24 protein-coding genes are annotated in these 26,860 nt (G+C 56.5%); 8 read left to right on the top strand and 16 right to left on the bottom strand.

Annotation, left to right across the window (positions count from 1 at the left end; genetic code table 11):
- Positions 1-232: 232 nt before the first annotated feature.
- On the top strand, positions 233-2,188 hold the full coding sequence (locus ASF29_RS03725) for a HAMP domain-containing methyl-accepting chemotaxis protein (RefSeq protein ID WP_062448735.1): 1,956 nt from the start codon (positions 233-235) through the stop codon (positions 2,186-2,188).
- Positions 2,189-2,256: 68 nt separating this feature from the next.
- Here ASF29_RS03725 and ASF29_RS03720 read toward each other — a convergent pair whose 3' ends face one another.
- Complete coding sequence (locus ASF29_RS03720; RefSeq protein ID WP_062448733.1) at positions 2,257-2,766, bottom strand: hypothetical protein; 510 nt, start codon at positions 2,764-2,766, stop codon at positions 2,257-2,259.
- A gap of 267 nt (positions 2,767-3,033) precedes the next feature.
- Between ASF29_RS03720 and ASF29_RS03715 the strand changes: the two genes are divergently transcribed.
- Positions 3,034-4,170 (top strand): alpha-hydroxy acid oxidase, encoded by a 1,137-nt coding sequence (locus ASF29_RS03715; RefSeq protein WP_062448731.1) that lies wholly within the window; start codon positions 3,034-3,036, stop codon positions 4,168-4,170.
- A gap of 15 nt (positions 4,171-4,185) precedes the next feature.
- Here ASF29_RS03715 and ASF29_RS03710 read toward each other — a convergent pair whose 3' ends face one another.
- Together ASF29_RS03710 and ASF29_RS03705 are read right to left on the bottom strand one after the other, a co-directional pair.
- Complete coding sequence (locus ASF29_RS03710) at positions 4,186-4,530, bottom strand: multidrug efflux SMR transporter (RefSeq protein WP_062448729.1); 345 nt, start codon at positions 4,528-4,530, stop codon at positions 4,186-4,188.
- Positions 4,527-5,099, bottom strand: coding sequence for a TetR/AcrR family transcriptional regulator (locus tag ASF29_RS03705; RefSeq protein WP_244473480.1), 573 nt, complete (start codon positions 5,097-5,099; stop codon positions 4,527-4,529). The genes ASF29_RS03710 and ASF29_RS03705 overlap by 4 nt, the downstream gene beginning before the upstream one ends.
- 198 nt (positions 5,100-5,297) lie before the next feature.
- Between ASF29_RS03705 and ASF29_RS03700 the strand changes: the two genes are divergently transcribed.
- Positions 5,298-6,539, top strand: coding sequence for a D-alanyl-D-alanine carboxypeptidase (locus ASF29_RS03700; protein WP_062448726.1), 1,242 nt, complete (start codon positions 5,298-5,300; stop codon positions 6,537-6,539).
- Positions 6,540-6,545: 6 nt separating this feature from the next.
- On the opposite strand, the gene ASF29_RS03695 is transcribed toward ASF29_RS03700, so the two are convergent.
- The 9 genes from ASF29_RS03695 to ASF29_RS03655 form a co-directional block, all read right to left on the bottom strand.
- Complete coding sequence (locus ASF29_RS03695) at positions 6,546-7,286, bottom strand: metallophosphoesterase family protein (RefSeq protein WP_062448725.1); 741 nt, start codon at positions 7,284-7,286, stop codon at positions 6,546-6,548.
- Positions 7,287-7,292: 6 nt separating this feature from the next.
- Complete coding sequence (gene uraH / locus ASF29_RS03690) at positions 7,293-7,649, bottom strand: hydroxyisourate hydrolase (protein WP_062448723.1); 357 nt, start codon at positions 7,647-7,649, stop codon at positions 7,293-7,295.
- The gene (locus tag ASF29_RS03685) at positions 7,646-8,146 is read right to left on the bottom strand and encodes an ureidoglycolate lyase (protein ID WP_062448722.1); all 501 of its coding nucleotides are present in this window, start codon (positions 8,144-8,146) and stop codon (positions 7,646-7,648) included. Before ASF29_RS03685 ends, uraH begins: the two co-directional genes overlap by 4 nt.
- A 3-nt stretch (positions 8,147-8,149) precedes the next feature.
- Entirely contained in the window at positions 8,150-8,512 is a 363-nt protein-coding gene (locus ASF29_RS03680) for a DUF86 domain-containing protein (protein WP_062448720.1), read from the bottom strand.
- Positions 8,509-8,799: a nucleotidyltransferase family protein gene (locus tag ASF29_RS03675; RefSeq protein ID WP_062448718.1), complete on the bottom strand. Its 291-nt coding sequence runs from the start codon at positions 8,797-8,799 to the stop codon at positions 8,509-8,511. Before ASF29_RS03675 ends, ASF29_RS03680 begins: the two co-directional genes overlap by 4 nt.
- 73 nt (positions 8,800-8,872) lie before the next feature.
- Positions 8,873-9,370, bottom strand: a complete 498-nt coding sequence (uraD, locus tag ASF29_RS03670; protein ID WP_062448717.1) for a 2-oxo-4-hydroxy-4-carboxy-5-ureidoimidazoline decarboxylase — start codon at positions 9,368-9,370, stop codon at positions 8,873-8,875.
- A complete protein-coding gene (gene puuE, locus ASF29_RS03665) occupies positions 9,370-10,293 on the bottom strand; it encodes an allantoinase PuuE (RefSeq protein ID WP_062448716.1) in 924 nt (307 codons plus the stop codon). Before puuE ends, uraD begins: the two co-directional genes overlap by 1 nt.
- A gap of 75 nt (positions 10,294-10,368) precedes the next feature.
- On the bottom strand, positions 10,369-11,076 hold the full coding sequence (locus ASF29_RS03660) for a DUF1045 domain-containing protein (RefSeq protein WP_062448714.1): 708 nt from the start codon (positions 11,074-11,076) through the stop codon (positions 10,369-10,371).
- A 106-nt stretch (positions 11,077-11,182) separates the two neighbouring features.
- Positions 11,183-12,376 (bottom strand): FAD-binding oxidoreductase, encoded by a 1,194-nt coding sequence (locus tag ASF29_RS03655; protein ID WP_062448712.1) that lies wholly within the window; start codon positions 12,374-12,376, stop codon positions 11,183-11,185.
- Here ASF29_RS03655 and mnmD point away from each other — a divergent pair.
- Positions 12,375-13,103 (top strand): tRNA (5-methylaminomethyl-2-thiouridine)(34)-methyltransferase MnmD, encoded by a 729-nt coding sequence (mnmD, locus tag ASF29_RS03650; RefSeq protein WP_062448710.1) that lies wholly within the window; start codon positions 12,375-12,377, stop codon positions 13,101-13,103. The two genes, ASF29_RS03655 and mnmD, sit on opposite strands and share 2 nt — an antisense overlap.
- 59 nt (positions 13,104-13,162) lie before the next feature.
- Here the strand turns inward: mnmD and ASF29_RS03645 are convergent, their stop codons facing one another.
- On the bottom strand, positions 13,163-14,707 hold the full coding sequence (locus tag ASF29_RS03645) for a DEAD/DEAH box helicase (protein ID WP_062448709.1): 1,545 nt from the start codon (positions 14,705-14,707) through the stop codon (positions 13,163-13,165).
- 467 nt (positions 14,708-15,174) lie between these two features.
- Here ASF29_RS03645 and ASF29_RS03640 point away from each other — a divergent pair, with 467 nt between their 5' ends.
- Entirely contained in the window at positions 15,175-18,816 is a 3,642-nt protein-coding gene (locus ASF29_RS03640) for a response regulator (RefSeq protein WP_062449014.1), read from the top strand.
- A 57-nt stretch (positions 18,817-18,873) separates the two neighbouring features.
- On the opposite strand, the gene ASF29_RS03635 is transcribed toward ASF29_RS03640, so the two are convergent.
- The 3 genes from ASF29_RS03635 to ASF29_RS03625 all read right to left on the bottom strand — a co-directional run bounded on the left by ASF29_RS03635 (position 18,874) and on the right by ASF29_RS03625 (position 21,002).
- Positions 18,874-19,263 (bottom strand): DoxX family protein, encoded by a 390-nt coding sequence (locus ASF29_RS03635; protein WP_062448707.1) that lies wholly within the window; start codon positions 19,261-19,263, stop codon positions 18,874-18,876.
- Between the two features lie 250 nt (positions 19,264-19,513).
- A complete protein-coding gene (locus tag ASF29_RS03630; protein WP_062448705.1) occupies positions 19,514-20,311 on the bottom strand; it encodes a class II glutamine amidotransferase in 798 nt (265 codons plus the stop codon).
- Between the two features lie 70 nt (positions 20,312-20,381).
- Positions 20,382-21,002, bottom strand: coding sequence for a L,D-transpeptidase (locus ASF29_RS03625; RefSeq protein WP_062448703.1), 621 nt, complete (start codon positions 21,000-21,002; stop codon positions 20,382-20,384).
- A gap of 376 nt (positions 21,003-21,378) precedes the next feature.
- On the opposite strand from ASF29_RS03625, the gene ASF29_RS03620 reads away from it, so the two are divergent.
- The 3 genes from ASF29_RS03620 to ASF29_RS03610 are packed head-to-tail and all read left to right on the top strand — an operon-like array spanning position 21,379 to position 24,573.
- Positions 21,379-22,788 (top strand): circularly permuted type 2 ATP-grasp protein, encoded by a 1,410-nt coding sequence (locus tag ASF29_RS03620; RefSeq protein WP_062448702.1) that lies wholly within the window; start codon positions 21,379-21,381, stop codon positions 22,786-22,788.
- A gap of 3 nt (positions 22,789-22,791) precedes the next feature.
- A complete protein-coding gene (locus ASF29_RS03615) occupies positions 22,792-23,733 on the top strand; it encodes an alpha-E domain-containing protein (RefSeq protein ID WP_062448700.1) in 942 nt (313 codons plus the stop codon).
- Positions 23,734-23,757: 24 nt separating this feature from the next.
- Complete coding sequence (locus ASF29_RS03610) at positions 23,758-24,573, top strand: transglutaminase family protein (protein ID WP_062448698.1); 816 nt, start codon at positions 23,758-23,760, stop codon at positions 24,571-24,573.
- The last annotated feature ends 2,287 nt before the right edge of the window (positions 24,574-26,860 follow it).

The raw sequence follows: 26,860 nt of genomic DNA, 5'->3' as shown, positions 1-26,860 counted from the left end.
TTATCTATACTAAAACAACATAAGTAAATTTAATTATATTTAAACTATAAAGCTCTAATTCTTCTTTGGACAGAAGTCTTCTTTTTGGTTGCCATGACGGCACCTCCGTCTGTCATGCACCTTTCATTTTCTCCGAACTATACGCTGTCTCAAAAAAAGGCTGCTCAATCGCCCCTCCCGCTGTTGCGCCTTTGGACGCCTTGTGTTCGCAGCAAATTCACCGCGAGGAAAAATGTCATTTCTTAAAAATGCGAGTATTCGCACGAAAATCCTGTCGCTGATCGTTCCCCTTTGCGTCGTCGGCGTTGGTGCGACTGCGTTCATCTCGAACAGCTACAAAGCCACCAATGACAGCTACGCAGACTTCATAGCGAAAGATAACGTCGCAACTGTCGAAATGGCCCGAGCCAACCGAAATCTCGTTGCCTCAGCTTACGGCGCATACCAAATCGTTGCATATCCAAAGCAGGACCCTCGTCTTCAAGCCGCGTCGGCGTTTTATGAGGACAGCAAGACAAAGCTTTTTGAGCGATTTCAACGGGTGAAAACGCTTCTGCCCAGCGAAAGCGGTGACATTGACGCGCTCGTGGCGAGAGCGAAAGACATTATCGCCTTGACCGATCAGGCAGTTCAGTTTGGTAAAGTCGATCAGGACGTCGAAGCCGCGGCGGCCCTGGCCAAGGCGGATGCTTTGATCCTGCCTTTAACGAAGGATACGGCCGCCGAACTTGACGACATTGCAAAGTCCGTCGTGAACAAAAGCAATGCGCTCACCGATCAGACAAGCTCAACGATTTTGACGTCTCTGACCGTCGTCGGCATCGCATTCGCGCTGGGCATCATTGCCGCACTCATCGTGGCCGCCAAGGGCATCACTACACCGATCGCCAACTTGCGCGAACGCATGATTTCACTGGCCCAAGGTCAGACATCCGCACCTGTAGAGGGACAGGAGCGCAAGGATGAAGTCGGAGAAATGGCAAAGGCCGTTTCCGTGTTCCGCGACAATGCGCTGGAAGCCAGCCGTCTCGAAGCCGAGGCAAATGCCACCCGCAGCATGTCCGAAAAAGACCGTCTGGAACGCGAAACGCAAAAGGCCAGAGACGCGGAAGACATTCAATTTGCTGTCGATCACCTTGCAAAGGGCCTCGGGCGCCTTGCAGAAGGCGATGTTGCCTACCGCATCGACACACCCTTTGTTGCCCATCTCGACACATTGCGTTCGAACTTCAACGGCTCGGTGAGCAACCTCAATGACGCTCTGCGCGCCGTTGGTCAGAACGCCCGGGGCATCGATGCCGGCGCCAACGAAATCCGCTCTGCCGCCGATGATCTCTCCAAGCGCACGGAGCAGCAGGCAGCCTCGGTCGAAGAAACAGCCGCCGCTCTGGAAGAGATCACCACCACGGTAAAGGACAGCAGCAACCGCGCTGAAGAAGTCGGCCATCTGGTTGCCAAGGCCCGTGATGGCGCAGAAAAGTCAGGCGCAGTCGTGCGTCAGGCCGTGACCGCCATGAACGAGATCGAACGCTCGTCCGGCGAAATCACCAACATCATCTCCGTCATCGATGAAATCGCCTTCCAGACCAACCTTCTGGCCCTCAACGCAGGTGTGGAAGCGGCGCGTGCGGGTGAAGCGGGCAAGGGCTTTGCGGTCGTTGCACAGGAAGTGCGCGAACTGGCACAGCGTTCGGCAAAGGCTGCCAAGGAAATCAAGGCCCTCATCACCACCTCCGGCGAACATGTTCGCTCGGGCGTGACACTGGTTGGCGAAACCGGCAAGGCGCTCGAAGTCATCGTTTCGGAAGTGCAGGAAATCAACCGTCATATTACCGCGATCGTGGAATCGTCGCGGGAGCAGTCGGTTGGCCTTCAGGAAATCAACACCGCCGTCAACACGATGGATCAGGGCACGCAGCAGAACGCAGCCATGGTCGAGCAATCGACAGCCGCCAGCCATAGCCTTGCCAAGGAAGCGGCTTCGCTCAACCAGCTGCTGTCGCGCTTCAATCTCGGTCAAGGCGAAGGCGCAAGCCGGGCAACGCCGACAGCGGCACCGGTCAGAGCTGCGTCCAACACATCCAGACCAGCACCGTCTCCGGCCCGCGCATTGGGTCGCAAGATCGCAGGCGCATTTGGTGGCGGTTCTGCAGCGGCGGTTGCGCAGGATACGTGGGAAGAGTTCTGATAAACCGAACTCCACAAAGAATGCGATGGGCGGCTTTTGCCGCCCATTTTATTGGCGCTGGTGGATGATCAGCTGGCGAAAAGGCCGGAAGGGCTGTTCGTAGCCCTGTCGAACCGCGTCTGCCGTACATCGCTGTGACTGCTCTTCAGCCGGCTGGCATATTCAAATACGGTCCTCGGTGTCCAAACGCCCATGGCAACCCGCGAATTCAGATAATCCGCCGTGATCGATGCCATATCCAACCCCGTTCCCGCATTGAGCACCACTTTGACTGTCCATGCGCAATTCCTGCGCAACAGATAATAGCGCGTTTTCTTTGCCAGCAAGGCTTGCCAGGTTCGTTTCATTCGCGCTTCATCAAGACCGGATATCGAGACCCGGCCAGAAGGAGGCCCACTTTCAGCGACCACATCCTGATCATAGGTGTATGGCTGGACGGGTACCCCCAGTTCTTTGCTCCCGTCATTTTTTCCAGGCCACCAACTGACATAGGTTTGCTGGGCCTCACTTTGTCCTGCAACAATCAGAAGCGAAACATGGCCAACACGGTCAAGAAGGTGGGCAGGCCAGAAATTCAACAGTATTATGTGCAACTCCGATCACGGTGATTTTGAATATATCCATCTGCGGTAGTGCAATTTCCGATTTTCATATTCATAGCACGTAAAAGGCGATTTCGTGACGAAGCCGTGTTGTGGAGCCTATCTTTGCCTCGGCCACGCATAGCCGTTTTGATGGAGTGCCGTTCCGATCCCGAGTGATTGAGCTTTTTCCATAAATTCAGATGTCACAATGGACAGGCTCATGGTAGGTGAAGATGTTATTCAAATCTGAAGGTTTCATCCATGAGCAAAGCACTGACCATTGCTGACTTGAAGAAACAGGCGAAATCCCGTGTGCCCAAAATGTTCTTCGATTACGCAGACAGTGGCGCATGGACAGAGAGCACCTACCGCGCCAACGAAGACGACTTTGCCAAGATAAAACTGCGGCAGCGTGTGCTGGTAGACATGACGAACAGGTCGCTGGAAACCCAGATGATTGGCGAGAAGGTTTCGATGCCTGTCGCGCTCTCCCCCACTGGTCTTACCGGCATGCAGCATGCGGATGGCGAGATGCTGGCGGCCAAGGCGGCGGAAGAATTCGGCGTTCCCTTTACGCTGTCGACCATGAGCATCTGTTCCATCGAAGATGTCGCCTCCGTCACCTCCCGCCCCTTCTGGTTCCAGCTCTACGTGATGAAGGACCGTGACTTCGTCAACAATCTGATCGACCGCGCCAAGGCGGCGAAATGCTCGGCGCTGGTTTTGACGCTGGACCTTCAGATTCTCGGTCAGCGACACAAGGATCTGCGCAACGGGCTTTCGGCCCCGCCGAAATTCACACCCAAGCATATTTGGCAGATGGCGACGCGCCCGCAATGGTGCCTCGACATGTTGCGCACCAAGCGCCGCAGCTTTGGCAACATCGTAGGCCACGCCAAGAACGTCTCCGACCTGTCGTCGCTCTCCTCATGGACGGCGGAACAGTTCGATCCGCGCCTCTCATGGAAAGATGTTGAGTGGATCAAGGAACGCTGGGGCGGCAAGCTGATCCTCAAGGGTATTCTGGATGAGGAAGATGCCATCGCTGCCGCGGGAACCGGTGCGGACGCCATCATCGTTTCCAACCATGGTGGACGCCAACTCGACGGTGCTCTGTCTTCCATCGAAATCCTGCCGAAGATTGTCGACGCCGTTGGCGACAAGATCGAAGTCCATCTGGATGGTGGCATTCGCTCAGGGCAGGATGTTCTGAAAGCCATCGCGCTCGGCGCAAAAGGCACATATATCGGCCGCCCATTCCTTTATGGTCTCGGCGCGGGCGGCAAGCAGGGTGTGACCACCGCGCTGGAAATCATCCGCAAGGAAATGGACATCACCATGGCCTTGTGCGGCAAGCGTTTGCTAACAGAGGTGGATCACAGCATTCTGGTGCGCTGAGGGCCAAGTGGCTCTTTAGTGCCCCACGGTCTTCGAAAACAGATTTACGACCACGACACCCGCGATAATCAGCCCAAGGCCGATCATCGCGGCGAGGTCCAGCGTCTGGCGGAAGAAGACGTAACCCACCGCTGAAATCAGCACGATGCCAAGCCCGCTCCAGATGGCATAGGCTACGCCGACAGGAATTGTCCGCAGGGTAATCGACAGCAGATAAAAGGCTGCACCGTAAAAGACCGCCATCAGAAGCGTCGGCACCCACCGGGTGAACTGTTGGGATTGCTGCAAGAATGACGTGCCGATGACTTCGCAGACAATGGCTGCGACAAGTGCCGCATAGGTCAGGGTAACGCCGTTCATGTGTCATGTTCCTTTTGCGCGGCTTTGAGAAGCTGCTTGTGAAGTGCCGATCTGTTGCCGCCGGCATGGCCCTTTTCGCTGACCAGATCCGCAAGCCAGAGACCGTCAATGGCGAGCCGGACAAGTTCGAGATTAAGGTGATCGTCCGTCTTTTTGTGGCGTGTCAGGCGACCGCTGAACCAGCTTTCCCACAGCTGCCGCAGCGATGGTTCGCTGATGAGCGCAACCGATATGGCCGACCACTGCGCGTAGGATTCACGGCCCCGATCGGCAAAAAAGGCGTTTATATAGGCCCGCGTGAAGCAGCCATAGTCCTCACAATCCTGTGAGATCAGGGCATCGATATCCTCATCCAGCTTGGCCAAAAGGTCGCCAAGCACGGCTTCCAGCAGCGCCTGCTTGGACGCGAAATGATGGAACAGCCCGCCTTTCGTCACGCCGGCAGCGGAAGCAACGGCCTGAACGGAGACAGCCGAGAACCCCTGCTCAGCCGCCAGTCTGGCAGCGCAGTCCATCAAATTCCGGCGCACGACATCCGGCTGCTTTTTACGTTCCGTCAACATATCCATAACTGAATACATACCGGACGGTCGGTTTCTTTTCAAGAAAATAACCCGCCACCAATGAGGGTCGATTTTCATACTTAATTAAGGATGAAAGCGGTCTTTAAAGTTTGACTGGTTTTGTTGCCGGAAAGTTTCAGTCATTTTGGCAGCGGCGAATGGACGGATAAGGGGTAAAACATGTTGGGAACGATCAGACGGGGTATGGCCGGAGCGTGGTTTTTTGCTTTGGCCTTCCTCTGCGCGGTCCTTTCCCTGCACGCGTCTCCGGCGCAGGCGGGCTATGCGCATTTCGTGATGGATGCCAACACGGGGAAAGTGCTGGATTCCGAGAATGCCGACACAAAAAACTATCCGGCCTCACTGACGAAAATGATGACGCTTTACCTCGTTTTTGAGGCGCTGCATGATGGCCGCCTGACCTGGAACCAGCGCATTACCATGTCCAAGCGTGGCGCAGCGGTCATTCCTTCCAAGCTCTGGGTCAAGGCGGGCACCACCTTCACGGTTCGCGAAGCCGTCTATGGCATGATCGTCAAATCCGCCAACGACATGGCCGAGGGCATGGGCGATCACTTGGGTGGCTCACAGGCCGGGTTTGCGCAGATGATGACCCGCAAGGCCCGCCAGTTGGGCATGACGAGCACCGTTTTCCGCAACGCTTCCGGCCTGCCCAACAAGGCACAGCTCACCACAGCCCGAGACATGGCCAAGCTCGGCCTAGCCCTTCAGCGGGATTATCCCAAGGAATACAAACTCTTTGCCACCCGGTCCTTCAAGTTCCGTGGAAAGACGATCAGCGGCCACAACAGGCTTCTCAGCCGCTATCAGGGTGTTGACGGCATCAAGACCGGTTATACCAACGCCTCCGGCTTCAACCTCGTCAGCGCCGTCAACCACAATGGCCGCAGCGTCGTCGGCGTCGTGCTGGGCGGCAAGACCTCCCGCAGTCGCGACAATCAGATGGTCGCTCTGCTGGATAGAACCCTGCCCAAGGCATCCAGAGGACGCAGCAGCCAGCAGCTGATTGCCAGCGCCAGCACCAGCCGCACATTCGATGTCGCCCCAGCCAGCGTGCCTCTGCCCATGTTTGCCGAGCGCAAAGACCCTGTCGCCATGCAGATCGCCTCCGCCCACAATGTCATGCCGGATATGATCAAGACCTCGGCTGTTCCCGCCACCAATTCCGAACGCAGCGCGTGGGAAGTGCAGATCGCCGCAGCAGACAGCCAGGCAGCAGCACTTTCGCTTTTGAAGAACGCGCGCCCAGCCATCTCATCCAGCTATGCCAGCATCGCGCCCTATACCGAAGCGGTTCGAAGCGGCGCCGCCACGCTCTACCGCGCGCGCTTCACCGGCTTCGACAGCCAGGCAGCCGCCCTCTCCGCCTGCAAGGATTTGAAGGCGCAGTCCTATTCCTGCGTGGTCATGTCGAGCGAAGGATAGTCGGGATCAGCCCAGCCAGCCGGTAGCGATGGCCTTGCCGAGACCCGGCATGCCATTGGCACGGGCGAGTTCTCCCATCGCGCCGCTGTCGTAGCGCACCTGCCGGAAATAGACCTGCCAGCCCTGTGGCGTTTCTTCCAACACCGCGTAGCTTGCCAATGGATGACCGGCTTCGACCTGATGGTAGAAAGGCTCGTCATCCTTCCACCCCGGGCAACCGACACTGCCGGGATTGACGATCAATCGACCGTCAGACAGTTGGACCGTGCGGGCAATATGTGTGTGGCCGCACAGCATGAGTGGCTGCTGGATACCATCCGCAAGCGCCTCGATTTCCGCCAACGGACGCTGATGCAGAACGCCTTCCGGTAAAAGCGTCTCCAGCCAATATTCCAGATCATCCTTGGGCGATCCGTGGCAGCAATAGGCCACATCCTTGAACACCAGATCGAAGGGTAGAGCCTGCAACCAGTCAAAATGGTCGGACGAGAGCTGGATATGGGCTGGCTTTTCCCAATCGCCCATGATCTCGAAGGGGCGGTCGATCAAGGCGCGGTCATGATTGCCGCGAACGGTGGGGATGTTGCGCCCCACCAGAGCATCAGCCGTGCGACCGGCCTCCAGTGGACCGCTGAAACAATCACCGAGATTGACGATATCAGGAATACCAAGCCTCTCGATATCCCTAAGTACCGCGTCCAGTGCCGCGTAGTTTCCATGGATATCGGCAATGGCAGCAAAGATCATCGGGGGTCAGCTTCCGCGGTAAGTAGAATAGCTATAGGGCGAGAGGAGCAAGGGAACGTGGTAGTGTCCGCTCTCGTCGGCTATGCCGAAACGAATGGGTATGATGTCGAGAAAGGCAGGTTCCGGCAGAACCAGACCTTTGGTTCTCAGATAATCGCCCGCATGGAACACAAGCTCATACTGCCCCGCCCGAAAATCCTCGCCGATCAGCAGCGGCCCGCCATCGACACGGCCATCGCTGTTGGTCTCCACCGTCTTCAGCTTCTCACGGCTGTCGCCTTCGAGCCGGTAAAGGTCGATCTTCAATCCCTGCGCTGGCGTACCGTGGGCCGCATCGAGAACATGGGTGGTAAGACCGGTCATGGCGTGGGCTCCGAAATGAAATAGGGCTGATCGAAGAAAAACTCTTCCAGATTGTTGCCCGGCCCATCGCGATCCACAACCAGAAAATCACTGGTGGAGCCGATGGCCATCAGCGGATGGTGCCAGACATTGCGATGGTAATTCACACCCTGATCGGCGCGGGACAGAAATACCTTCGGCTTCCCCGGCCTGCCCTGCTCATCGGCTGATACAACGACGAGAAACGGCTTGCCGGACAGCGGCGTAAAGCTCTGGCTGCCCAGCGGGTGGCGCTCCATCATGTCGACGGTATAGGGAAACTGGCGCGCCTTGCCCCGAAACAGGTTCATCACGACACGCGCGCCCTCGCCCGTCACATCCGGTGCGCCGAGCGCATGATACCGCTCGGTATTGCCACCATTGATGATCCGCATGCTGGCAGGATCTGCCTCGAGAACATCGCCAAAGGGCGCAAATGCCTGTTGGGTCAGAGGCAGGATTTCAAGAAATTCAGTCAAAATTCATTCACCTTGGGCACGCCAGTTTCTGATGAGTGCCATGCGCGCCTGCAAATCGGGAATGCTTTCCGTTACCGTCTTCCAGACCACTGACAATTCAGTCCGGAAATAATCGTGGATAATGAGATTGCGCATGCCCTTGATTTTCATCCAAGGGATTTCAGTATGTTCGCGTAAGAACTCAGGACTGTACTTGTCGATCTTCGCGACCGCCTCTCCAATGAGCGCAAGTCCCATCATGACCGCCATCTGGGTACGCTGATCGGAAGAAAACGCTGTTTCATCCATACCTTGAATGAAGCTTTGCACGCGGGATGCCGCTAAATCTATTTCGTCAAGATAAAGGAGAAGCCGGTCGGAACTCATACAGCTTTGGCTTCCAGCAAGATACGATCCTTCATGGCGGGGTGGAGGCCGCCGGAGGTCAGAACATCAACCTCTACTCCAAGGATTTCCTTTAGTTCTTCCAGCAATCCACCCAAATCGAACAAGGTCGTGCCCGGCAGCGCATCCACCAGAATATCAAGATCGCTATCGGGCCGATCCTCGCCTCGCGCCACGGAGCCGAACACGCGGGGGTTGGCCGCGTTGAAGCGTTTTGTCGCTTCGCGGATCGCTTCCCGGTTCTTTTCCAGCACCTCTGACGGTCTCATGGCTTGTCTCCTGCGCCACAATATAGAGTGCGGCCCGTGATGTGGAAAGCAGATTGCTGGCGCATGCGTTTCATCAGCTTTCCGGCAGCAATGCGGATAGTCGTAGCCCGGCAATCTTTTCCACCTGCGCCGTTGCAGTAGTGAATTCGTCTTCTGCGTTATTGTCTATGCGCGTCTCGAAGGCGCGCAGAATATCGTCCTTGGTCAGGCCTTTGACGGCTATGATGAAGGGAAAGCCGTTCTTCTCGACATAGGCGGCGTTGAGCTGCGTAAACCGCGCATGCTCTTCAGGAGAGAGGCGGTCGAGCCCTGCTCCTGCCTGCTCCTTGCGGCTGTCTTCGGTCAGGCCTCCGGCAATGGCCAGCTTGCCCGCAAGATCGGGGTGAGCGCGCAGCACGCCCAGCCTTTCCTCATGCGAGGCGGCGCGAAACTGGGTGCAGAGCGCCGCATGGACATTGCCTGCCGTCAGCGGTTCAGCCACGTCGCCAGCATCGTAAGCGCGTTCCGCAATAAAAGGGGAATGCTCGAACACCCCGCCAAAACGGCTGATGAAATCCGACCTGTCCACCATCACAGCGTCTCCGGCTTGTGATGCGCATGCCAGTGACGGGCGATCTCGATACGTTGCGGTATCCAGACCTTCTCATGGCCAAGCACATATTCGATGAAACGGCGAAGTGCCGCCGCACGACCGGGGCGCCCGACGAGGCGGCAGTGAAGGCCGACGCTCATCATCTTGGCAGAACCTTCGGCACCTTCCTGATACAGTACGTCGAAGGCGTCTTTCAGATAGGTGAAGAACTGATCGCCGGAATTGAAGCCCTGCGGCGTGGCAAAGCGCATGTCGTTAGTTTCAAGCGTATAAGGAATGATCAGGAAAGGATCGTCCTTCAAGCCTCTCACCCAATACGGCAGATCATCGGCATAAGAATCCGAAGAATAGAGGAAACCACCCTCCTCCATGATGAGCCGCAATGTATTGTCTGAAGGCTTGCCCTGATACATGCCGTAGGGGCGCTCGCCGGTCAGTTCCGTGTGCAGCCGCACGGCTTCAATCACATGCTTGCGCTCTTCTTCTTCGGAAAAATCCTTATATTCCAGCCAGCGATAGCCATGGCTGGCGATTTCCCATCCGGCTTCCTTCATCGCCACTACTGCTTCCGGGTTGCGGGCCATGGCGGCGGTCACGCCATAGACGGTCGTTGTCACACCAAGGTCTGTGAACATGCGCCATAGCCGCCAGAAACCGGCGCGCGAGCCATATTCATAGATCGATTCCATATTGAGATTGCGCTGCCCCGGCCAGGGCTGTGCACCGACGATTTCCGACAGCAGCGACTCGGACGCCTTGTCGCTGTCAAGAATGCTGCTTTCGCCGCCCTCTTCGTAATTGATGACGAATTGCACCGCAATTCTGGCATCGCCAGGCCATTTCGGATCAGGGGTATTGCGACCGTAACCGATGAGGTTGCGGGGATAGTCAGCGGAAATCATCAAATCACCTTCACGCAAATTTCGTGAACGGTAGCATCGCAGACCGGAAAGTCGAGAGCATTTTCTCGGCGGAACTTATGCAATCTTGCGGGCGGAGACACGCCCCATCGGGTGCAGCGAATGGACGCGGAACGGAGCGCCCGGCTCATCTTCCACGAAAAGCGCGAGGTTGGAGAAATCGACCTGCCGCTCCAGCAAAGGCTCGAACACGCCGCGCACCGCCCGCTCGACGCGGGGACAATCTGCTGGCATCACACCGCCGGTCAGCATCATCTGAAAGCGGAACTCGTCCATAACATATGGGTGGCCCCAGCGGTGCAGATTGGTCAGTTGCGTGGCCGAAAGACGATCCGGGTCGGCACGGTCGATATCCGCATCGGACAGGGGTGCGCGATAACGGTCGAACTCCTGCACCACACTGGCGGCCAGAAAATTCAGCGTTTCCGATTGCCAGGAGGGCACCAGACCATAGACATTGCCGAGTTTGGCGATTTCCAGCGGTGGCAGCGTGAAGGGTTGATGCGTACCTGCGAAATGCATCAGGGCGCGCAGCAGCGCCGCTTCACTGACATCATCCATCAAGCGGAATGGCGCTTTGATCGCGCCGTGGAAACCATACCGGCGTGGCAGCGCGGTGTGATAGGAAATCTCCTGCATGCCGAGGCTGGTTACCGCAGGCGGCTCCACGCTCTGGCCGGAATAGACGTCACGACCCAGCCACGCCGCAGCGACATGCGTCAGCGGATCATTTGGGGAAGGCGTAAAATGAATGGCATACCGCATGCGTCGTCACCTCGCCGTCCTCAACGGAGTTTCATCAGTTATAGTTCATAAGCCAAGCTGTTAGGTGATTTGCGTGACAGATTAACGACGCGTAAACGCTGTCGAATCAAATCTTTTGGTTGAAAACACGAATGTGATCTTCAAACGTAAAACTGGTGGGCACCTGCATGGGCTTGCCCAGCACCGCATCCAATGCGGCATCGGCCAGGCGATGCGCCAAGCCGAAACTGACCTTGAAACCACCCGTATGCGCAACAACGCGCGGGTGGTTAGGATGCGGCCCGACCATCGGGTCGCGACCGATTGCCTTGGGACGCAGCCCGGCCCAACGCTCGATCACCTCGGCATCTTCAAGCGATGGAACGATCTGCCGCGCCTGCGCAATCAAGGTTTCCAGCCTCTCATCCGTTGTGAAGGGATCGTCGAATTCCTCCTCACTTGTGCTGCCAATGGCAACGGTGCCGTCTTCATGCGGCACGACGTAGAGACCATTCAGGAACACTACCGGCATCGACGGATCGATATGGGCCTGCAGCAATGCAGCCTGCCCTTTGACCGGCTGACCTAGCTTTGCACCAGAAGACAACTTAAACGCGTCTCCAAGCAGCGGGAAGGAACCATGTCCCGCAGAGACCATGGCATGGCCGAAGTGGATGCTCTCGCCATTCGCCAAAGTGGCCGTGCCATTGGGGTCCAAAGCCGTAACGCCGCAGTTCTCGATCAGGCGCACATGTCTGGATTGCCGCAAATAAACTTCTAGCGTCGCCACGAAAGCCCGCGGAGAGACCTTGGCTGCAAAGGTGTCATACACGAAACCCGCCTCGCCCGATGCGGCATCCACCCAACCATTGACGGGTGGCGTATCCAGCACATGCCAGTGGAATTGGTGGCCGTCCGTACTCCAGTTGGACAGCGCGTCGTTTTGGTGCCGCTCGGCAATGGTCCGCAGATGCGGTTTCGGCAGCGGAATGATGCGTCCACAGCGCCTGTAGCCTGCAGAAAGACCCGTTTCGGCTTCCACGGCTGCAATTTCAGCTTCGAGGTTCAGCAGGGCATCGAACTGAAACTGCTTTTTATCCGACCAGCGATCCGGCATATGCGACATCAGCGCACCCAGAAGCCCACCGCTGGCACCGCTACCGATTTTGCCTGCATCCACCAGCAGCGTGTCAATGCCCAAGCGCTCTGCCTTCACTGCAGCCCAAAGGCCCATGATACCGCCGCCGATGATCAACAACGACACGCTGGATGGCAAAGGTGATTGACCTGTCTGATCGGGAAGACTATCGGCTTTGACCATGACACACCTCGATAACAGTGGGCCGCAACGAGCCGGTTCAAACATGCTGGATTGGCGAAAGGGCGATATGCCCTATTCGTTGGCCTTTGGCGACCATTTTTATTGCCAGACCGATGGCAGGCAGGAATGCAGCCACGTTTCGCTTGCTGGCAACGGCTTGCCGGAACGCTGGGAAACAGCACAGGGAACGTTCCGCATCGGCGAGCTTGGTTTCGGCACGGCGCTGAACCTGTGCGAGACATGGCGTCAGTGGAAGCTCTCAAGACCTGCCGATGCACAGCTGCATTTCGTATCCTTCGAGCTTTACCCGATGACCGCCCACGAGCTGGATCGGGCACTGTCCCACTGGCCGCAACTCGATGAAGAGCGCAAGGCCTTCGTCGCGCAATGGCCGTCAGACCCGGAAGGCTGGATCGACATCACTCTGGACGGGCAGACCCGTTTGACCGTCTTTTGCGGCGATGCCATGCAGGGGATCAGCCAAAGCACTGACACATTCGACGCCTGGTATCTCGATGGTTTTGCGCCATCCAAGAATCCGGAGATGTGGTCGCTGGAGATCATGTCGGCAGTGTTCGAAAAGACGGCTCCTGGTGGAACCTTCGGCACATTTGCGGCAGCCGGTTTCGTTCGCCGCAATCTGGGCGCGGCAGGCTTTAAAGTCGAGCGCAGACCGGGTTTTGCCGGCAAGCGCGAAATGCTCTGCGGTCAGAAACCCGCCGTTTAGGCCGAAACGAAAAACGCCCGGATTTTCATCCGGGCGTTCATTGTTAAGTCGGGCTAGGATCAGCCGCGCTTGCGGCCACCACCGGCCTTGCCAGCAGGACGACCCTGACCGGCGGGAGCGAAAGAGCCTGCCTTGCGGGCCGGACGACCCTGACCACCGCGATGATTGCGGTTGCCAGCTGGCTTGCCCGGTGCAGCGTCTGCCTTCGGACGCTTGAAGTCGGACGTGACTTCGAGATCGTTGTCACGCTCAACCGGTGCGAATTCGCCAGCGCGCTGGCCACGGAAATCGCCATTGCGGCGTCCACCATCACGATGACCACCTTCGCGATGCCCACCTTCACGGGGGCCACGTGCCGGACGGTCGCCATGGGCGCGCTCGCCACCCTGACGACGAGGGCCGTTCGCGCTGCCGCGATTGCCACCATTGCCGCCACGGTTGTTGTTACCACGCGATGGGCTTGCCAGACCTGCCGGACGTTCGCCGGAAAGGACCGGAATTTCGATCTTCATCAGCTTTTCGACGTCATGCAGCAGGCGGGTTTCGTCCGGTGCGCAGAAAGCAATCGCGATACCATCAAGACCGGCACGGGCCGTACGGCCGATGCGGTGCACATAGGCGTCAGCCACCTCTGGCAGATCATAGTTGAAGACATGCGTCACAGCCGGAATATCGATACCGCGTGCAGCAACGTCAGTCGCAACCAGAACCTTGAATTCGCCGTCCTTGAAGCCCTTCAACGCACGTTCACGCTGACCCTGGCTCTTGTTGCCATGGATGGAGGCAACCTTGAAGCCGATATGCTCCAGATACTTGGACAGCTTTTCAGCGCCATGCTTGGTGCGCAGGAATACGATAGAGCGGCTGTCCGGATTTTCGTTGAGCGTCTTCTTGAGAAGCTCGGTCTTGTCGTTCTTGCCTGCAACGAAGTGAACATACTGTTCCACCTTGTCGGCGGCCTTGCCCGGAGGTGTGACCTGAACGGTGACCGGGTTGGTCAGGTAGCTGCTGGCCAGATCAGCGATCGAGTTCGGCATGGTGGCCGAAAACAGCAGCGTCTGACGGTTGGCAGGCACCATCTTGGAAATCTTGCGCAGGTCGTGAATGAAGCCGAGGTCCAGCATCTGGTCGGCTTCGTCGAGCACAAGGAAAGTCACCTTCGACAGCGAAATCGCGTTGCGCGAGATAAGGTCGAGCAGACGGCCGGGCGTGGCAACGAGAATGTCCGTGCCTTTTTCCAGCTGAAGCTGCTGCTTGTTGATGGACGCGCCGCCCACGACCTGATTGATCTTCAAATGCGTCTTGCGCACGAAACCGCGAAGGCTCTCGCCGATCTGGTTCACCAGTTCGCGTGTCGGAGCCAGAATAAGGGTGCGGGTGGTGCGGTTGGCAGGGCGATCCGGCTGCTTCAGCAGCATTTCGATGATCGGCAGGCCGAAAGCGGCCGTCTTGCCTGTGCCGGTCTGTGCAAGACCGATCATGTCGCGACCTTCCAGAAGAAGCGGGATAGCTTTTGCCTGGATAGGGGTCGGCGTGGTGTAACCGAGCTGGGTGACGCCGGCCACGATTTTTTCGGAGAGGCCGAGTTCGCTAAAACTGGTCAATAGTATACCTTTCGGGGCGCCAAAACGCTTGAACCCGGATCAGCCCTGCTGTCCGGTTGTCTTGGCGTCAAGAACCCCGCGTGAATTGGGAACTTGTGGGTTGGAATGACTTTCTGCGCTTCAGTGCGGCGAATTCGCCGTCTCCTGTATCAATGCGCTTTTCCTTCATGCGCCCTGTCGTTTTCGTCGACGCTGCAGCTCACGCGGCTGCCAAAGGGGAAAGCTTGAGGGGGATGTGGTCTTTTTGACCGTGAAAGTCAAGCGAATGTTTTCGCGCGCTGCCGGATCGGATCTTAGATCATAGGCAGCAGATACAATGTAGAGGCGTAGGATCATGGTTAAAAAACCATGAATATCTTCGCCGAAGCATAGCCAACATCATCATTCTACAATAGTTTTCAGCTTGAAGGAAAAAGCTTGGCTACACGCTGATTCTATTGAGTTGCAAAGCAACGACGGAGACGAATTTGACCGGTGAAGGCGGATTGCTTGAAAAAGCGCGTCAAGGCGTTCTGGCGCTGAATCTGCCCGCCTGCATCAAAGACGGCCAGCTCCGCTACATCTGCGTCAACGAGGCATATGCACGTTTTGCGGGATATCCCGTATCGGATCTGATCGACAGAACGAGCCATGGGATATCCGGCTCAGACAGCACTCAGGCCCGCGAGGACAAGGAACGACGCTGTCTGGTTTTTGCGACCGAAGAACTGGCCACCTGTATAAATCGCGGCAGGGATGAAACCGGCACCATCAAATGCGAGCGCTTCGAAACCGAAGACGGCGCGCTGTTTCTTTTCGAGGTCTTCGAGGAGATGCCTGTTCGAGATAGCACCGCTTCAATGGATCGTACAAAGCTCATAGACAGCAGCATTCTTGATCTACTCGACGTGGCAATCGGCGTCTACGACGCCGATAACAAGCTGATTTATTCCAACGCTCTGCTGGAAGCCCTTCATCAGGATTTGAACCTTGTTTGGAAACCCGGTCTTGCGCTCGAAGCCATCGCTGCCGCGTTTTATGACCGGAATGTGGTGGCACCGGGTGCTGGCGACAGCCGCGCCGAAGAGCGCCAGGCATGGGTCAAGGCAAAGATCGAAGACACACGTCAACCCTATTGCGAGTTCACCGAAGAAATCTCCGGTGGCCGTTTCATCCGCTTCATCAACAAGCGGCTGGAAAACGGTATGCTCGTTGCGCTACGCATCGACATCACCGATGCCAGGACGCAAGAAATTCTGATGCAGCAGCACACCCGCGAAAACTGGCTTTTCCGGGAAGCATTGGAGCGGTTGCCGGTATCTGCCTTCATTCTGGACGGCAAACGTCGCCTCACCTACGCAAACGCATCCTATGAAGCGTTTTGGGGCGCACCCAGAGAGCGGTTCTATGGCCTGACCGAAATGGAACTCTTCCTGCATGAGGGAGAGCGTTTTCGGGACGAGAACGAGCATGTTCTCCAGACCGGTGAAGCGTTGCAAAGAGCTGAGGAAATCACCCTCAACGATGGCAATATCGTGCCGACCATCGTCAGGGTGGGCCGTATCGTCAGTCCCGACAATGAACCCTATCTGATCGGATCCGTCACCGACACGACACCCTTGATGGAGCAGAAACAGGCGCTGCTCGATGCTCGCAACGACGCGGAACGACTTCATGCCGAAGTCGAAGCCATTCTCCAGTCTCTGCCGGTTGGCGTCATGTTGCTGGGACCGGACCTGACAATCGAATATGCCAACAAATGCTTCTATGACCTTTGGGAAGTTAGTGAACAAATTAATCTCACCGGCCAGCCCTATCGCCGGTATCTGGAAATGGGCTATGAAAGCGGCAAGTATGATTTTGGCGAGACGAGCTTCGAAGACGTCTATCAAGACCGCATTCGTAAACTGAGTATGATCGACGGCTATACGTCGCGCGAAATCGAGAGCAAGGCGGGTCGTTTCACGATCCTTTCCAAGCAACGCATTGCAGGAAACAAGATCCTCATTACCTTTTCGGACAGCACGGCCGTGCGCGCCCGCGACCGTGAGATCAATGCGACGCGGCAGGAATTGCAACGGGTCGGCGAATATATGCAGGATGCGACACGGGTTATGGCGCAGGGTCTGGCGCTGATCCAGAAGGGCACGTTCATCATGTCGAACGATGCTCTTGCGCGGATGTTCGACGTCCCTCCGAAGCTTTTAGCGGCGGGCCAGAGCTGGATGCCGTTCTTTGCCCACTGTGCGGCACGCGGTGATTTCGGCGATGAAGAGGAGACCGCGTCCACACGAAAGCAGTGGCTGCACTACATCGCCGAAGCACTGCCGTTTTCGTGGCTTGTCCATGTCGACAAGAAGCGATGGCTGAAGGTGGAATCCACCATTGGCGCAGGCCAGTACTGGCTTGTGATCGTCACCGACATCACGGAAATGAAGAAACGTGAGGTCGAACTCGAAGGACTATTGGCGCGGGCCGAAGCAGCAGATCGCGCAAAGTCGGAATTTTTGGCCAATATGAGCCACGAAATCCGCACGCCCATGAACGGCGTGCTAGGCATGGCCGAACTGCTGGCCAAGTCATCGCTGGACACCCGTCAGCGGACCTTCACGGATGTGATCGTAAAGTCAGGCAATGCACTGTTGACGATCATCAACGACATACTCGACTTCTCGAAGATAGATGCCGGGCAGATGACGCTGCGCAACAACCCCTTCGACGCCAGTGAAGCGGTGGAAGATGTTGCGTCGCTTCTGTCTTCACAGGCGTTGGAAAAGAACATCGAGCTGATCGTCCGGGTCGATCCGTCGCTGAAGCAGATGGTCAGCGGCGATGCGGGCCGCTTCCGGCAAATCGCGACGAACCTCATCGGCAACGCCATCAAGTTTACCGAGACCGGCCACGTACTGATCGAACTTTCCAGCGAACCATCCGATGACAGCGAACTTATCCTGACCCTGCGCGTCAAGGACACAGGTATCGGCATTGCCCAGGACCAGTTGAATCGTATTTTTGAGAAGTTCAGTCAGGTCGACGCCTCATCCACCCGCAGGCACGAAGGCACAGGTCTCGGCCTTGCGATTACGGTCGGGCTTGCCGGACTTTTCGGCGGCAAGGTGGACGTCGACAGCACGGTTGGACAGGGATCGACCTTCACGGTCACCCTGCCCCTGCCAGTGGTTGGACAGCGCTCCGATCAGACTGCAAGGATCGCCGATGCCATGGATGTCAGCGTACTGGTGATCGACGACAATGCCGTCAACAGGCAGATTCTCAGCGAGCAATTGACCCGCTGGGGTATCGATAGCCATGCCGCGGAGAGCGGCCCCGCGGGGCTGGCGATCCTTAAAGAAGCCGCCAGTATCGGCTTCACCATCGACGCCATCATCCTCGATTATCATATGCCCGACATGGACGGCATGCAGGTTGCGCGCGAGATAAGACGTGATCCACGCCTGAACGACACCGCAATCGTCTTTCTGACCTCTATGGAGGCCGCCAACACCGGCAGCCAGGCCCAGGACGTGGAGTTTGACGCGCATCTGATGAAACCGGTTCGCGCACGACTTTTGCGCAAGACGCTGACGGACGTCGTGCAGACCGCCCGCGCCAGACGCGTCCCGGCTTTTGATAAGCCTGTTTCAGAAGCGAAAAAACAGTCGCCCGAGATCGCGGTTCCGACGCCTGAAAAGCCCTCGACGAAGAAAACGTTTAAAAGCGGATCGCTCGATGTGCTGATTGCGGAAGACAACGACGTCAATCAGATCGTATTCACGCAGATTCTCCAGCAAACCGATCTACGCTTTCGTATCGTCGATAACGGAAAACAGGCCGTCGACGTATGGAGAAACGAAGACCCCGCCATTATCTTGATGGATGTCTCCATGCCTGTCATGAACGGACATCAGGCAACACAGGCTATTCGGGCGGAAGAAGATCGCATGAATCAAGGACTTCACGTTCCCATCATCGGTGTCACGGCCCATGCTCAGGAAAGCGACCGTGACCTTTGTCTGGCCGTGGGCATGGACGACTATTTGTCGAAACCGATCAGTCCAGAGTTGCTTCGGGCCAAAATCGACAAGTGGTTGTTGAGGCGACCAAATATGAGTGAATTGAAATCCAATTAAAAACGCCGCCTGAGAATGGTTCAGGCGGCGTCGAAAAAGGTTCATTTCAGCTTTGTATTACCGACGATTTCCATCGACGGAAAAAGCCCCCGGCCCGGCAAAGACCAGATAAAGGAAAATGAAGCAGAACAGGATGGCGCCATCGCCACCGTTGAGAACCGGGAAAAAGCTCTTCGGCGCGTGCGCCATGAAATAGGCGAACGCCATCAGGCCCGATGCAAGGAAGGCCGCTGGACGCGTGAAGAGACCGATGAGGATGAGAACACCGCCCACAGCTTCAATAATGGCGGCAACCAGCAGCATCGGAGGAAGAGAACCTTCCATTTGCGATGCGGGAAAGCCAAAAAGCTTCTGGGTGCCATGTTCGATGAACAGCAGCGCGGCGATGATGCGCAAAGCAGCCAAGGCGTAAGGCTGGTATCGCGACAGTTTTTCAAAAAAAGCCATATGTTTGTCCTTTGACGCAGGCCCGATCAATGATCGCTAAAACCTAACTAAGAAATACAACTAATCGAGATACACGGTTTCAGCCTAAAGACAACATGTTACGTGATCACTTCAAAGTGCGTGGGAACGGCAATTCCAATCGCAACTCCAGCAGAGGCCGTGTCTACGTGAAAGCCTAACGAAAACGGGGCGTTATGGCAGAAGAAGCAGTCGGCTGAGCCAACGGGTTGCAGCGCGGCGCCCCGCACGATCAGGCGATCATTCTTGCCTGCGGCTGCTTGACCGGGTTGAAAGGCTGGAAGGTGATGTCGGTGCCGATAATCGTCGCGACAGTGTTGACGGGTATCGTGTCCCATCTTTCGGAACCGGTACCAAAAGGTTCCGAGGCGACGGCAATTCCCGCGCCCATATTGCGCCAATAGAGCGTTGGAGGCCGGTCGTCGCTGGACCAGCGAAACGCATGCAATTTCTCGCCATCCGCGTGAATGGCGCTGAATCGGATCGGCTGGTCGACGCCGGACCGCACGACCACATCGAGGCACGCTTGAAGGGTATCACGCAACGCTCCCACCGGATCGCGGTCCAGACCGAATCCCGCAGCGATTAGAAAAATCGCTTCGCTGTCGCCGTTCCCGGCCCGCGAACAATAGACCTCGTCGGGAATATGCGCCTCGATGGCGCGCTTGACCTTTTCATAACCGCCGATCTGGCCGTTATGCATGAAGAGATGGCGTCCGAAACCGAAAGGATGGCAATTTGCCATGGATACACCGCCCGTGGTGGCAGAGCGCACATGTGCAAGAAACATCCCTGACCGGAGTTGATGGCAGAGCGACGTCAGGTTTCGATCCGACCAGGCGGGCAGGATACCGCGATAAATTCCCGGCTCCTCCCTGTCGCCGTACCATCCAATCCCACATCCATCGCCGTTCACCACCGTTTTGGCCTCCCGCGCCGCCAGCGACTGACTGATGAGCGAGCTTTCCGGCTCGATCAAGAGACTGTCGAGCCAGACCGGAGAGCCTGTATAGGCGAGAAAACGACACATGCTGGTACCGCCACGGACAGAGGAATGATCCGACCCTCCAAAGCGCCGGATCAAGGCGTTTATAAGATCGTCAGGCCTGCAAAACGACGACGCGGGCGCCAACGGGCACGCGCTGATAGAGATCGATGATGTCGTGATTCAGCATGCGAATGCAACCGCTGGACATCGCATGTCCAATGGACTGCGGCTGGTTCGTACCATGCAGACGGAACATCGTATCGTTGCCGCCGCGATAGAGATACATCGCACGCGCACCCAACGGGTTGTTAGGACCACCGGGCATTCCACCGGCATATTTCAGGTTCCGCTCGGGCTCTCGGCGAATCATGTTGGGTGTCGGCGTCCAGCTCGGCCATTCGGCCTTGCGACCGACATAGGCATCGCCCCTCAGCGCCAGACCCTGACGCCCTACGCCAACGCCGTAGCGCATCGCGCGACCGTTGCCCATGACGTAATAAAGACGACGGGCGGGGGTATCGACGACAACGGTTCCGGCAGGATGCGACGTCACGTAATCGACTTCCTGACGGCGCAGTTCGGGCTTGACCTTGTCGAGCGGCATGGCCTTGAGCGGGAATTTTTCATCCGGAACGGCAGCGTAATTGTTTCTCTGCTGGACAAAATTGGTGCTGGCACAACCTGCAAGAAGAAGCGGCAGTCCAAAAAGGACACCACGGCGCGATATAGACATATTACCCCCGGTCAATGAAACTCTCTATTAACGAGGAGTATAATTTTATGGTTAACAAACCTCTAATCAGTCGCAGCTACAATTAAGGAAAGCCGGACAAAGCAACGGCTTTTCCAAATTCATCTGCGATGCGTCATTGGCGAAACCTTGGGCATCCGCGTGGGTGCAACCGCGTGGCTCGGTCCTGCAAGTCGCGCAATATAAGAAAAGCTTTTCACACGTTGCTGCTTTTTCATGCAACGAAAAGAAAAAACTGCTTATTTTATGTGTATTTAGCTTGAGAAGGTCGATCTAAAAAATCTGGTTCGACAGCCTTGATGGTTCTTGCATTGCGGGCGTCCTTGTATTCAAATGGGCAAAAATGGGGAACCTAAAGTTGGCATTTGACGAAATGATAAATGCGGACTCATCGCCGCGAAGCCCATATGAAAAGTATAATGATTGGTACAGCCGGCAGGACAGATCGCACCTGATCCAGAAATCCCGGGATGCTGAAAACATCTTTCGAAAAACCGGCATTACATTTGCTGTTTACGGCCATGCAGACAGTGCCGAAAAGCTCATCCCCTTCGACATCATTCCCCGTATCATTTCCGGTCGTGAGTGGCGCAAGCTCGCCCAAGGCATCGAACAGCGCGTGCTGGCACTCAATGCATTTCTGGATGACATCTATCACAAGCAGGAGATCATTCGCGCCGGACGCATCCCACGCGAACTGATCGAGCGTAACGAAGCGTTTCTGCCGGAAATGATCGGCTTCAAGCCACCGGGCGGCGTTTATACGCACATTGTCGGCACGGATATCGTGCGCACCGGCGAAGACCAGTTCTACGTTCTGGAAGACAATGCCCGCACGCCATCCGGTGTCAGCTATATGCTGGAAAACCGCGAAACCATGATGCAGATGTTCCCGGAACTCTTTCATGAGAACAAGGTGCAGCGCGTCGAAGATTACCCTTATCAGCTACGCCAATCACTGGCGTCTCTGGCACCTCCGGGCTGCAAAGGCAAACCGCGGGTCGCAGTCCTCACACCTGGCATTTTCAATTCGGCCTATTACGAGCATTCCTATCTGGCCGACATGATGGGCGTGGAACTCGTCGAAGGCTCGGATCTGCGCGTCATGGATGGCAAGGTCAAGATGCGCACGACGCGCGGCTATGAAGCCATCGACGTTCTTTATCGGCGTGTCGATGACGATTTCCTCGATCCCCTCACCTTCCGCCCGGATTCGGCGCTCGGCGTGCCAGGCATCATGGATGTGTACCGCGCTGGCAACATCACAATCGCCAACGCGCCGGGCACGGGCATTTCCGACGACAAGGCCATCTATTCCTACATGCCTGAAATCGTTGAGTTCTACACAGGCCGCAAACCGCTTTTGGAAAACGTGCCGACATGGCGCTGCTCCGAGCCGGACAGTCTGAAATATGTTCTGGACAATCTCGCCGATCTGGTCGTGAAAGAGGTCCACGGCTCTGGCGGTTACGGCATGCTGGTTGGCCCGACGGCCTCCAAGAAGGAGCGCGCTTTGTTTGCGGACAAGCTTCGCTCGCGCCCCTCGAACTACATTGCACAGCCTACGCTTTCGCTTTCCACAGTGCCGATCATGGTGAAAAACGGCATCGCTCCGCGTCACGTCGATCTTCGCCCCTATGTTCTGGTCTCGGACAAGGTCAAGATCATACCGGGCGGACTGACGCGTGTCGCACTCAAGCAGGGATCCCTCGTGGTGAATTCCAGCCAGGGCGGCGGCACCAAGGACACCTGGGTACTGGAGGACTAAGCCATGTTGGGAAGAACGGCGAACGGACTCTACTGGATGTTCCGCTACATCGAGCGTGCGGAAAACATCGCCCGGCTGGTGGATGCGGGCATGCGCGTATCACTGACCCGCAGCGGCAATGCCGATGAAGACTGGGATGGAGTGCTGCAAAGCGCTGGTGCGCGTGAGGAATTCCTGCAGACTCATGAAAAAGTGACCTCAGTCGACGCCATCGATTACATGCTGCGCGATAAGGCTAACCCCTCCAGCGTTATGTCCTGCATTGAATTTGGCAGAAACAACGCCCGCATGGTGCGCACGGCGCTGACGCGGGAAACCTGGGAAGCCACGAACGAATTCTGGATCGAACTCAAAAGCCTCCTCGGCCGCAAGGTCAAAGCAGCGGAACTGCCACAGGTTATCGACGTCATCAAACACAGAGCCGGGCTGGTGCGTGGCGCATTCCACGGCTCAATGCTGCGGAACGACCTTTACAATTTCTCGCGCATCGGCACTTTCATTGAACGTGCCGACAATACGGCGCGTATTCTCGACGTGAAATATTATGTTCTGCTACCCGCCGCGGCACAGGTCGGATCTTCGCTGGACAACGCACAGTGGGAGTCCATTTTGCGCTCTGTGTCGGCGCACCGTTCCTATGGGTGGGTCTATGATGCCGAGTATAAACCGGCCAATATTGCCGACTTCCTGATCCTGAATGGAAGAATGCCGCGTTCTCTTGCCTATTGCTATGAAAAGATCGTCAGTAATCTTGGTTATCTTGCCGAAGACTATAGTGAGCGGCATCAGGCCCATGACACGGCAGCAGCCATTCTGGCAACCTTGCAGAAAACGACGATAAACCGCGTCATGGACCAGGGCTTGCACGAATTTCTCGAGCTTTTCGTCAACAGGAACGCCCAGCTTGGGCAGGAAATTACGGACGGCTACCGCTTTTACCAGTAAGCGGACCTGAGACGGGGATATCACATGCGCCTGAAGATCAATCACACGACCGAGTACCTTTATGACGAGCCAGTCCCCTATTCGCTGCAGCGCCTGCGGTTGACCCCGTCGAGCGGGCCGACGCAATCTGTGAGCGACTGGGAAGTGACGGTGAATGGCGCCACCGTGGAGGTTCGCTACGATGACCACTTCGGCAATCGGGTGGAGCTGGTCGAAACCGAAGGTCCGCGCAGTGCCGTCAAGGTCATTGCGCGCGGTGAAGTCGACACGATCGACAAGGCTGGCGTTTTCGGGCCCCATATCGGCAATGCACCGCTTTGGCTCTTTATGCGTGAGACCCCTCTCACCAAGCCAGGAAAACTCATTCGCGAGCTCGTGCGCCAATCAACCGGAGATACTCCGCTGGAAAGGCTCCACGAACTGATGGCGCTCATACACCTGGAAGTGGAATATGAGACTGGCTCGACCGGAACCGAAACGACCGCAGAACAGGCGCTCGAAGCTGGCAAAGGTGTTTGCCAGGACCACAGTCACATCTTCATAGCCGCGTCCCGGCACATGGGCCTGCCATCCCGATATGTATCGGGGTATCTCATGATGGAAGATGTCGCCGAACAGATCGCAACCCATGCATGGGCCGAAACCCATGTTCCCGGCCTTGGCTGGGTCGGCTTCGATGCCGCCAACAAACTATGCCCGGATGAACGCTACGTCCGCATCGCCAGTGGCCTGAGCTATCGTGATTGCGCGCCCGTCTCGGGAATGCGCGTGGGTCTTTCGGGCGAGAGCCTGACCGTATCGGTGACTGTGCAGCACTCTCAAAGCCAGTCGCAGAGCTGAGACTGATCAGCAACCAGTCCTTTCAAAACTCTCCTCGTCATCGGCATGTCCTCGCAGCGGCGTTATCACGTCCGCTTCGCGCTACATGGCCGACACTTGGACATGGTGGTCGCTTTATTACCTAAATCGCCAGAATGATCCTTACCGTGCGGAGATTTACTTAAAGAAAATTCAGAAATATATCGTCCTGAATCTTGCTTTTCTTGAAATCCACAACCTAAAATATTTTTTATCTACAGGAATCCCGTCGAAACACCCATAAGCCAAAAAAAGTCACCATCTGGACGATAGGGTTGATTTTTTATTTTACGCTCAAATACAATAGGTAATTACTATTGCATTGCCCCTCTGAGGATTGGAAAATCCGCCATTATGGCGCAGCTTATTTCATGTGTTAAGAATATGACGGCGATTTAGACTCTGCGTTAACTTCGACAACACATGATACCGGACACGCCGTTAACCAATTATTCACACTTGCTGTACGATAGTGATGCCGTTCATGTGAGGTGTCCGTGATCGCACGATAACGATTGCGATGCGCGCACCGAAAGCTTCTGTCAAATGGAGCTCTAGTGAACGATGGCGTAGGGACCAGACCTCGAAGAGAGCTCTGCACGCATGATGCCCCCCGATGCGCCGGCTCAACACGAGCCATGTTCTGCTTAACATGCTGTTGTCCAACAGGACGCTCACTCGATCGACGTTACCGTCGAGCGCTTGAGACACTTTGTTAATTCCCGCTTTGCGCATCCGGGGGACCGGATCAGCCTTCGTGGTTGCGCAGCAGGGAATTGATAGAGCGAATGGCGCTTTGGTCAGTTATCAACGGGGGCACGTGTCCATGACTTCGATTATTCCTTCTCTTTCTATCAAGCAGATTTCCTCTCTATCAACGGCCACAGTCGCTACCCTGAAGGGCGACGACATCGCTGCATTGAGCAGCAAGCAGATCGCTGCATTGTCATCCGAGCAGGTTGCCTCAATCAGCAACGACGCCATCAAGTCTTTCGCTAGCGACAAAATCGGCGCCATAAGCACAAAGGCGATCATCGGACTGACCGTAGCGCAGCTTGCAGCTATCGACGGCACTCAAGTAACGGGTCTCACAAGCGGCCAGATCACGGCGCTTGAAAGCGGCCAGATCGACGCCCTGTCAGATGAAGGCATCGCAGCACTTACCACTGCACAAACCCGCGCATTGACGTCTGCGCAAATCGCCGCGCTTTCCACCGGTGACCTTGCTCAGTTCGATCCAGTTGAAATCGCTGCCATCAGCGTCAAGGCGCTGGCAGGTCTCACCTCTGCAAAGATCGGCACTCTGGATGACACCACACTCAAGGCCTTCAGCACCGCACAGATTGCTGCCCTGACCACGACCCAGGTCTCCGGCCTGACGAGCACACAGATTGGTTCTTGTAAACAAAGACACCNATCAGGTTGCCGACACGATAATAAAGATGAGTAATCGCTGCCATCAGCGTCAAGGCGCTGGCAGGTCTCACCTCTGCAAAGATCGGCACTCTGGATGACACCACACTCAAGGCCTTCAGCACCGCACAGATTGCTGCCCTGACCACGACCCAGGTCTCCGGCCTGACGAGCACACAGATTGGTGCCCTCGAAACCAACCAGATCGCAGCCCTCAGCGACAAGCAGCTGGCCGCCATCNTGCCCTGACCACGACCCAGGTCTCCGGCCTGACGAGCACACAGATTGGTGCCCTCGAAACCAACCAGATCGCAGCCCTCAGCGACAAGCAGCTGGCCGCCATCACCTCTGGTAACCTCGCTGGTATCACCGAAACGCAGATCGTTGTTCTGTCGAACAAGCAGCTGGCCTCTCTCAACACCGACCAGTTTGCAGCCCTCAGCCAGGCCAACCTCAATGCCCTGACGACAGCTCAGGCCAGCGCGCTGACCGCAGCACAGATCAAGACMCTCGATGCCACCGAACTCAACGGCTTCGAAGGTGCAGAGCTTGCCAAGCTGASCGTAGCAGCTCTCGCGGCCATCACGACAACGGCACTGGCTGGCCTCGACGCCGCAAAGGTTGCAGCCTTTACGCCAGACCAGATCACCAAGCTCAGCTCTGATCAGCTCGGTGCTCTCAAGACCGAACAGGTCGCGGCCCTGACAACAGGACAGATTGCCAAGCTCAACGCCACCCAGATCAAGGCATTTACACCTGACGCTTTGGTTCAGTTGACGGACGAACAGGTTGGCGCATTCACCAGCGCACAGATCAGCGCGTTCACCACGACACAGCTCGACAAGTTCTCCGATGG

Source organism: Rhizobium sp. Leaf262, from assembly GCF_001422245.1.
Taxonomy (GTDB): domain Bacteria; phylum Pseudomonadota; class Alphaproteobacteria; order Rhizobiales; family Rhizobiaceae; genus Agrobacterium.
The sequence above is the reverse complement of the archived record's forward strand: the minus strand, read 5'-3'. Positions and strand labels throughout refer to the sequence as shown.

Bases quoted from the DNA above. Each gene is read 5' to 3' on its own strand.
- ASF29_RS03675 (WP_062448718.1), bottom strand. From the start codon at position 8,799: ATGAGACCGTCAGAGGTGCTGGAAAAGAACCGGGAAGCGATCCGCGAA.
- uraD (WP_062448717.1), bottom strand. From the start codon at position 9,370: ATGGTGGACAGGTCGGATTTCATCAGCCGTTTTGGCGGGGTGTTCGAG.
- uraH (WP_062448723.1), bottom strand. From the start codon at position 7,649: ATGACCGGTCTTACCACCCATGTTCTCGATGCGGCCCACGGTACGCCA.
- ASF29_RS03655 (WP_062448712.1), bottom strand. From the start codon at position 12,376: ATGGTCAAAGCCGATAGTCTTCCCGATCAGACAGGTCAATCACCTTTG.
- ASF29_RS03635 (WP_062448707.1), bottom strand. From the start codon at position 19,263: ATGGCTTTTTTTGAAAAACTGTCGCGATACCAGCCTTACGCCTTGGCT.
- ASF29_RS03700 (WP_062448726.1), top strand. From the start codon at position 5,298: ATGGCCGGAGCGTGGTTTTTTGCTTTGGCCTTCCTCTGCGCGGTCCTT.
- ASF29_RS03710 (WP_062448729.1), bottom strand. From the start codon at position 4,530: ATGAACGGCGTTACCCTGACCTATGCGGCACTTGTCGCAGCCATTGTC.
- ASF29_RS03715 (WP_062448731.1), top strand. From the start codon at position 3,034: ATGAGCAAAGCACTGACCATTGCTGACTTGAAGAAACAGGCGAAATCC.
- ASF29_RS03610 (WP_062448698.1), top strand. From the start codon at position 23,758: ATGCGCCTGAAGATCAATCACACGACCGAGTACCTTTATGACGAGCCA.
- puuE (WP_062448716.1), bottom strand. From the start codon at position 10,293: ATGATTTCCGCTGACTATCCCCGCAACCTCATCGGTTACGGTCGCAAT.
- ASF29_RS03680 (WP_062448720.1), bottom strand. From the start codon at position 8,512: ATGAGTTCCGACCGGCTTCTCCTTTATCTTGACGAAATAGATTTAGCG.
- ASF29_RS03725 (WP_062448735.1), top strand. From the start codon at position 233: ATGTCATTTCTTAAAAATGCGAGTATTCGCACGAAAATCCTGTCGCTG.
- ASF29_RS03695 (WP_062448725.1), bottom strand. From the start codon at position 7,286: ATGATCTTTGCTGCCATTGCCGATATCCATGGAAACTACGCGGCACTG.
- mnmD (WP_062448710.1), top strand. From the start codon at position 12,375: ATGACACACCTCGATAACAGTGGGCCGCAACGAGCCGGTTCAAACATG.
- ASF29_RS03625 (WP_062448703.1), bottom strand. From the start codon at position 21,002: ATGTCTATATCGCGCCGTGGTGTCCTTTTTGGACTGCCGCTTCTTCTT.
- ASF29_RS03705 (WP_244473480.1), bottom strand. From the start codon at position 5,099: ATGGATATGTTGACGGAACGTAAAAAGCAGCCGGATGTCGTGCGCCGG.
- ASF29_RS03630 (WP_062448705.1), bottom strand. From the start codon at position 20,311: ATGTGTCGTTTTCTCGCCTATACAGGCTCTCCGGTCTGGCTCGACAGT.
- ASF29_RS03660 (WP_062448714.1), bottom strand. From the start codon at position 11,076: ATGCGGTATGCCATTCATTTTACGCCTTCCCCAAATGATCCGCTGACG.
- ASF29_RS03615 (WP_062448700.1), top strand. From the start codon at position 22,792: ATGTTGGGAAGAACGGCGAACGGACTCTACTGGATGTTCCGCTACATC.